This window comes from Novosphingobium album (ex Hu et al. 2023) (assembly GCF_022832385.1).
Classification (GTDB): domain Bacteria; phylum Pseudomonadota; class Alphaproteobacteria; order Sphingomonadales; family Sphingomonadaceae; genus Novosphingobium; species Novosphingobium album.
The window spans coordinates 1-7,158 of the sequence record NZ_JALHLE010000057.1 but is presented as its reverse complement, the minus strand read 5'-3'; the positions used below and the strand labels follow the sequence as shown (position 1 = coordinate 7,158).

Here is a 7,158-nt window from a genome sequence, read left to right as displayed (position 1 = left end):
GGTGGAGCAGCCCGGTAGCTCGTCAGGCTCATAACCTGAAGGTCGCAGGTTCAAATCCTGCCCCCGCAACCAATCTTTCCAACAGCTTAGATGATGCGCGCTCCGCAAGGCGAGACGCCGTGTCCGCATGAGGTCCGCAATTTGGTCACGACAAATTGGGCTGAGCTTGCCTCCGACTAAGGTCATTTCATCGCGGTCTAGGCTTTGAATCGCGAGAATGACCGTAACGGGCCGGTAGGCGAATGACCGCTTCGAATGTGGAATGGAGGGATAGCTGACGTTCACAGCGCGGCAGTTTGCGACCAGACCCGGTCGTTCCCATCAACCATCATGAAGGACCGTTCACGCCAAAACCTGCCGTTGGTGTGGCTCTCAGCACCCGGACAGAAGCCGCGAACATCTCGGCCATACACTCGCTCAAATGAAGCCGCCGGAAGCTGCCGCTTATTCATTGCTGAGCCAAAGACGATAGCCATCTCGACATTCCTCCTATTTACGGACTGGTTTGGGCAAAGCTTCGTCAAGCGGGGCAGGTGCGATTGCACCCACCCCGCCGAGGATTTGCCCGATGATTGGGGCTTAGGCCGCCTTGTCTTCAGTCAGCTGCGGTGTGTCGTCGTTGACATGCTCGCGGCTTCCGATGGCGATCTTGCGCGGCTTGAGCGATTCAGGGACGATCCGCTGGAGCGAGATCGTCAACATGCCGTGCTCATAATCCGCATCGCGCACTTCGACATAGTCGGCCAGCTGGAACCGCCGCTCGAACGCGCGGGCAGCGATACCGCGGTGAACGAATTCAACACCGTCTTCGTCCTTCTCGGTCTTCTGACCGGAGATGACGAGCTGGTTCTGCTGTGCAGTGATGTCGATTTCGTCCGGACGGAAGCCGGCAACCGCCAGAGTGATCCGGTAGCTGTCCTCGCCGGTGCGAACGATGTCGAAGGGTGGGTAGCCATCCTGCGTCTCGGCGCGGAAGCTGTTCTCGAGCGCATCGAAGAGCCGATCGAAACCGACCGTCGAGCGGCGATAGGGGGTCAAATCAAATGCAGTTCTCATTTCCAAATCCTCCTTGTTGAGCAATCTGGGCGTGAGAGGCGCCGGGAACCAAGAGCCGACGCCCTCTGTCCAACCGGACCCGTTATGGCATCCGGCATTGATAAAATTATGAAACGCGCAATTGGTTTCAAGACCTATTAAGAATTTTTATGGGTTTGTTTTCAGTGCCTTGCAAGAGAAGACCAGGCGCACCGATGGAGGTGCGCCTGGCCTTCTTCCAGGAGACAATTTGATAGGATCAAGTCCGTTTACGCGGTCAGCCGATCGCTGCTCGCGTGACTGGAAGCCCAGTTTTGCATCTGGTCCTTGACCGCCAGTTTGAGCTTCTTCAGCCGGGCAATCAGAACTTCGTCAGGCCGGGGTCGTTTGCTTTCCAGCCGGATTTCATCCTCCAGCCGTGCATGTTCGCGTGAAAGATACTCCAGATACCTGTCGGCCATAGACTCCTCCTCTCTCATTCGACCGATTGATCCGTTAAGCCCCGTTCAGAACCTGCCCAGTGTCAGGCCGCGTGAGCAGGTGCCGAACTGGCATTGCTAACTGCCTGGTGTTCGCGGATTGGAGAGCGCGGTGCGATACCCCGCTCTCCTCTCGCGATTAAAAGTCCATCGCCGGCATCGGTGCTGGCGTGTCTTCCTTCGGCAGCTCAGCCACCAGAGCCTCGGTGGTGATCAGCAGCGAGGCAACCGAAGCCGCATCCTGCAACGCCGTGCGTACGACCTTTGCCGGATCGATGACGCCTGACTTCACAAGGTCTTCGTATTCGCCGGTCGCGGCGTTGAAGCCGTGGTTGTAATCGTCGCCTTCGAGCAGCTTGCCGACGATATAGGCACCGTCCTCGCCTGCGTTCTCGGCGATCTGGCGAGCCGGTGCTCGCAGCGCGCGGCGCACGATGTCGATACCCGACTGCTGGTCGTCATTGGCGGCCTTGAGCCCTTCGAGCGACTTAAGCGCCCGGAGCAGAGCGATACCGCCGCCCGGCAGAATGCCTTCTTCAACGGCAGCGCGCGTTGCATGCAGCGCGTCGTCGACGCGGTCCTTACGCTCCTTGACCTCGACTTCGGTCGCACCGCCGACGCGGATGACGGCGACGCCGCCAGCCAGCTTGGCCACGCGTTCTTGAAGCTTTTCACGGTCGTAGTCGCTGGTCGTGGTCTCGATCTGGGCACGGATCTGGCTGACACGGGCGTCGATGTCGGCCTTGTTACCGGCACCATCGACGATGGTGGTGTTGTCCTTGTCGATGATGACCTTCTTGGCCCGGCCGAGCATGCCGATCGTGACATTTTCCAGCTTGGTGCCGAGTTCCTCGCTGACCACATTGCCGGCGGTGAGGATGGCAATATCCTCCAGCATGGCCTTGCGGCGATCGCCGAAGCCGGGTGCCTTGACCGCCGCGACCTTGAGGCCGCCGCGCAGCTTGTTGACCACCAGGGTAGCCAGGGCTTCGCCTTCGACATCCTCCGCGATGATCAGCAACGGCTTGCCCGACTGCACGACCTGTTCGAGCAGCGGGATCAGCGCCTGCAGGTTCGACAGCTTCTTCTCATGGATGAGGATGTAGGGATCCTCGAGTTCCACCTTCAGCTTTTCGGCGTTGGTCACGAAGTAGGGCGAGAGATAGCCGCGATCGAACTGCATGCCCTCGACCGTTTCGAGCTCGGTTTCGAGGCTCTTGGCTTCCTCGACCGTGATCACGCCTTCGTTGCCGACTTTGTCCATGGCTTCGGCAAGGATGCGACCGACGGTTTCGTCGCCATTGGCGGAAATGGTCGCGACCTGTGCGATTTCACTGTTGGCGGACACCTTCTTGGCATGGCTTTCGAGGTCCTTGACCACGGTGCCGACGGCGAGGTCGATACCGCGCTTCAGGTCCATCGGGTTCATGCCGGCAGCAACCGCCTTGGCACCTTCGCGCACTATGGCTTGGGCCAGAACGGTGGCGGTGGTCGTGCCGTCACCCGCCTTGTCGTTCTGCTTGCTGGCGACTTCGCGCAGCATCTGTGCGCCCATGTTTTCGAACTTGTCCTTGAGTTCGATTTCCTTGGCGACAGTGACGCCATCCTTGGTGATACGAGGGGCACCGAAGCTCTTCTCGATCACCACGTTGCGGCCCTTGGGGCCGAGAGTTACCTTAACCGCATTTGCAAGCGTATCCACGCCGCGGAGCATGCGATCACGCGCATCCGACGCAAACTTTACTTCTTTCGCAGCCATCTGGCCTGCTCCTTTCTCTTCTTTCGATTGAACCGAAGATCGGGTTGGTTGCTTACGCCGCCTTTTTGAGCTCGGCGGCAGTTTCGATGATGCCGAGGATGTCGCTCTCCTTCATGATGAGCAGGTCCTCGCCGTCGATCCGCACTTCGGTGCCAGACCACTTGCCGAACAGGATGCGGTCGCCCGCCTTGACGGCGAGTTCCACCAGCTTCCCGGCATCGTCACGCGCCCCCGGGCCAACGGCGACGACTTCGCCTTCCATCGGCTTTTCCTTGGCGGTGTCAGGGATGATAATGCCGCCGGCCGTCTTTTCTTCGGCCTCGATACGGCGAACCAGCACGCGATCGTGCAAAGGTCGGAAATGCATGCATAACCTCCATTACAAAGCGAAATGACTTACAGCGCCTCCCCCGGATGATCGGCAGGAGGCATTTCGCGATCTAGTTTTGCTGGAAACGGCTTCAAGAGGTCCAAATCAAATTTTTTGGCACTCGCCGATTGCGACTGCCAATGGGCGCTTTCCGGAGGCCTTATCAGGGTCTTGACGGTCTGAAATCGACTCACAAAATATCCCGAGCGGAGCAATCCGCGGTGAGTGATAAGCGGCAAGGCAGAAAGGAGGATGTTCCCATGTCGCAACCATTCGCACGCTACCTGCATCCCTTCGATGTAGCGCATCATCCCGCGCTTGAGCCCGAAGTGAAGCGAGCCATCCTGGCTTCCTGGGCATCTGATCGGCATGCCGTCGAAAACCAACCTGCGATGCGACAGCCCCCCGAACTCAAAGGTCCGGTTTGCGTTGACGACGTATTCGCGGCGCTGCGCTCGCTCGACGGCCCGGACAGCCAGCCCACGCTGCAATGACCGATCGCGCTTTTCTGGTTCAGCTGGACGGATATGGGCTTACCACGGCAGAAATCTGCTATTTCATGCCGGATCACCCCTCGCTCTTGCAGGTCTATGCCTGGCAGGAATACGACGCAGCACCGGATTTTCCGGTACTGTTCGACTTCCTCGCGCATTGGCGGCGCGAGATCGAAGCGGAGATCAGGTCAGTCCGAATCGCCCATGAGAAAGTGATCCGGCCAGCGAGCTGGCGTTTGGCGGACGGCGTGATCTCGTGGGAGTAGCAGAGCCGGGTGATTGAGCTTGCAGACCCGTATTCATGCTAGTCGCAGTCATACCGCCCTGCGTGGCCCGAGGTCAAATGTCGGCTTCTGGCAGGAGCCGACCTTCATCCTACGGCATAGGAAAGGCAGAAAAGTCCCAGGCCCAGTCATAATCGGGCGGTCCGCTTTCAAGCATCGTAATATTGCGGTCGAACGGCGTGAGTGGGCGCGAAGCGGTCAACGCTGCGAGTGATGGCTCTTTGGGAACGCCAACAACGGGTGGGCGAGTTCGTATACGCCTTTAGATTATGATGAGTCCAAGTGCGATGCCAATGACTAGCCCACCTACGACCATTTGCATTGTGCTGAATTGAACCTTGGAACGAGGAAGAAAGTGCAGGGTCGGGCCTTGGCATTCATCCAATGATTTCAGCCGCTTTTCGCCGCGAAATGCTTTTATTTCTCCCATATTCCCGCGGCATCCCTGATTAAGATTCGAGCTGGCTGAATATAGTGTCTCACGAAGACCAAATTTTCTAGCGCATAATGCGAACGCGATCAGCGGCTTTGTGAAGTTTCTGAGAAAATCGCTCTGGCTCGTCCTCAATCTGTTGAGCCATTTGTTCGCCTAAGAGGGCAGCAAATTCCGCAAGGTGTGCGTAATCAATTCCATGAAGGGCGGCGCGGCTTGTCAGCAGTCCTTCCATTTGTCCCGCCAACAGCCGATCATGTGCTTCCTTTTGAACATACCGAACAAGATCGGGGTGGGCAGTGCTGTGCATCTCGAACAGATCGTCTTGCGTAGCCATGGGCCAAACGTCATCGACGACCACGAATAGGTTCGCAGGCGATGCCATCCCCGTCACCATCCATTTCAGGGCGGTAGCCAGGTTGACCGCGATAAATGGGCGCAACGCCAGCTGCCCATGCGGCGGCACAATTCCGATAATAGGCACCACTCGATTGGTTGCGTTCAACCACCGGCCGTTGCCGAAAGGTCTGCGGGGTTGTTTTAGGTTGCACTGGCGGTCGATATTGCGTGGGATGCGCGGCGCGATAGGTGGCTGGCGGATCAAATTCCGAGCCCCAGATGCCGGTTCGCCGCTGCTTCGCGAGGGCTTCATTTTCTAAATATGCCTGACTGAACTGCGGCAGAGCAACGGCGAAACCGGCATCAATCATCGCCTTACCGAGATCCTGTCTTCCAACCTCACAAGTCGCAACAATGCGGTCGTAACGGTCAATATCGCGTTGCCTGCACGTGACCGGCCTGCCGTTGGCCAAGCTGGAGAGGAGAGCCGTAGCATCTTGGCCGCAATTCCAGAGTTCACCGTTTCGGCTGCAGCTTTGCTGGGCTTCAACCGCATCGATACCGTGCAAGCGAACGCGTTGTCCGCCGAGGTCTATCGTGTCACCGTCAATAACCTTGGCCGTGCCTAAAATCATCTGAGCACTTGCCCCGGAAGGTAGAAAAAATAGCAACGCTAAAAGTAAACGCCACATTCTACATAGCTCGCAACAGAATCAATATCTTGGCTTCTTGCCTTAGAAACTCGGACGCGACAACCGCTGCGCTGTTAATGCACTCTGTCATCCTAGCCGAAAGCGGTCGGCGGCTTTGTGAAGCTTCTGAAAGAATCGTTCTGGGTCGTCCTCAATCTGTTGAGCCATTTGTTCGCCTATGAGAGCAGCAAATTCCGCCAGGTGCGCGTCATCAATTCCATGAAGGGCGGCGCGGCTTGTCAGCAGGCCTGCCATTTGTCCCGCCAACAGCCGATCATGTGCTTCCTTTTGAACATACCGAACAAGATCGGGGTCGGCAGTGCTGTGCATTTCGAACAGGTCATCTTGTGTCTGGTGCTTAACTTCTGTCCAAAGCGCGCTGTCTGGCCAGCGAGACCGATTGCTATCGGCGTTTGGTGATGCATATCGGATCGCATCAAGCGTGGCGGCCACCACATCGCCGAATCGATCATCGAGATCCGTCCATGTCGTGACGCCAGACCGCTCTTTGAGATGCTTCTTTCCAGCTCGAAGCTCAACTCGCCAGATTGAACATTTTTCGGGCGCATCACGTTCAAGAGCTGGTAAGCCTCCTTCCAATCTTGGCGCGTCCCAAATCTCCCACCAGCCAACCTTTTTTTTGGCGATGATTTCCGCACGCTTGTCGTAAACGATGACTTGCCGTCCTGGCATCGTTCCAATGGTCACGGATGTGGCGCGCCCCGATCGACCATTCACCGCCATGTCTATCTTTTCAATGTGATCGGCGCGACGCGCGTTCGAATGCATCACAAAATGTTCAGGCGTGAGGGTGAAATCAGGCGCCAAGAAGTCGATGGCGTAATCCACTCTGCTGATGCTTTCCGCAGTGGGGAGAAGCGTGATCTCCAGCGCAGCCATAGTTTCGTAGATTTTGCTCCTCGCTCCCTCAAACCCGTTAATCGCGAGAAAGAACGAGTTGGACGATACCCTGATGCCCCAAGGATCTTTTGGGTTGGGCTTCTTGAAAAACCACGTCGCGCCAAATTCACCGGTGGTGACTTTGAACGCGTAACCTCCCTTCGATCCGCTCTCAAACACGGCCATGCCAATGCCGTTCCATTCCAGAAAGGTACGCTGGCGGGCTTTCTGGGCTTCTTCCTTCGCTCTCTCCAAGGCGGCAGAAAATTGGGGCGATATTTGTCCTTTGAAGCTGACATCAAGGCCATCGAAGCCGCGATAAAGCAGTTTGAAGCGCCCCGGGTTTTCCGGAGGCTATCCGGTTTGACTCAGG

The 7,158-nt window shown here is 57.3% G+C and carries 10 protein-coding genes; 2 read left to right on the top strand and 8 right to left on the bottom strand.

Annotation, left to right across the window (positions count from 1 at the left end; translation table 11 throughout):
- Positions 1–281: 281 nt before the first annotated feature.
- The 5 genes from MTR64_RS21065 to groES form a co-directional block, all read right to left on the bottom strand.
- The gene (locus tag MTR64_RS21065) at positions 282–476 is read right to left on the bottom strand and encodes a hypothetical protein (RefSeq protein ID WP_243996530.1); all 195 of its coding nucleotides are present in this window, start codon (positions 474–476) and stop codon (positions 282–284) included.
- Between the two features lie 103 nt (positions 477–579).
- Positions 580–1,056: an Hsp20 family protein gene (locus tag MTR64_RS21060; protein ID WP_174523909.1), complete on the bottom strand. Its 477-nt coding sequence runs from the start codon at positions 1,054–1,056 to the stop codon at positions 580–582.
- Positions 1,057–1,304: 248 nt separating this feature from the next.
- Entirely contained in the window at positions 1,305–1,496 is a 192-nt protein-coding gene (locus MTR64_RS21055) for a YdcH family protein (RefSeq protein WP_067736065.1), read from the bottom strand.
- Between the two features lie 157 nt (positions 1,497–1,653).
- Entirely contained in the window at positions 1,654–3,273 is a 1,620-nt protein-coding gene (gene groL / locus MTR64_RS21050; protein WP_066760612.1) for a chaperonin GroEL, read from the bottom strand.
- Positions 3,274–3,325: 52 nt separating this feature from the next.
- The gene (gene groES / locus MTR64_RS21045; RefSeq protein ID WP_066760610.1) at positions 3,326–3,640 is read right to left on the bottom strand and encodes a co-chaperone GroES; all 315 of its coding nucleotides are present in this window, start codon (positions 3,638–3,640) and stop codon (positions 3,326–3,328) included.
- A 263-nt stretch (positions 3,641–3,903) separates the two neighbouring features.
- On the opposite strand from groES, the gene MTR64_RS21040 reads away from it, so the two are divergent.
- Together MTR64_RS21040 and MTR64_RS21035 are read left to right on the top strand one after the other, a co-directional pair.
- On the top strand, positions 3,904–4,137 hold the full coding sequence (locus MTR64_RS21040) for a hypothetical protein (protein WP_067736062.1): 234 nt from the start codon (positions 3,904–3,906) through the stop codon (positions 4,135–4,137).
- The gene (locus tag MTR64_RS21035; RefSeq protein WP_067736059.1) at positions 4,134–4,403 is read left to right on the top strand and encodes an usg protein; all 270 of its coding nucleotides are present in this window, start codon (positions 4,134–4,136) and stop codon (positions 4,401–4,403) included. Before MTR64_RS21040 ends, MTR64_RS21035 begins: the two co-directional genes overlap by 4 nt.
- Before the next feature lie 515 nt (positions 4,404–4,918).
- Here the strand turns inward: MTR64_RS21035 and MTR64_RS21030 are convergent.
- From MTR64_RS21030 to MTR64_RS21020, 3 genes are all read right to left on the bottom strand, one after another.
- The gene (locus tag MTR64_RS21030; protein ID WP_243996528.1) at positions 4,919–5,191 is read right to left on the bottom strand and encodes a hypothetical protein; all 273 of its coding nucleotides are present in this window, start codon (positions 5,189–5,191) and stop codon (positions 4,919–4,921) included.
- A gap of 10 nt (positions 5,192–5,201) precedes the next feature.
- Positions 5,202–5,885 carry a thermonuclease family protein gene (locus MTR64_RS21025; protein ID WP_243996526.1) on the bottom strand — a complete coding sequence of 228 codons (684 nt, stop codon included), beginning with the start codon at positions 5,883–5,885 and terminating at the stop codon, positions 5,202–5,204.
- Positions 5,886–5,972: 87 nt separating this feature from the next.
- The gene (locus MTR64_RS21020) at positions 5,973–7,040 is read right to left on the bottom strand and encodes a hypothetical protein (RefSeq protein WP_243996523.1); all 1,068 of its coding nucleotides are present in this window, start codon (positions 7,038–7,040) and stop codon (positions 5,973–5,975) included.
- Between the last annotated feature and the right edge of the window lie 118 nt (positions 7,041–7,158).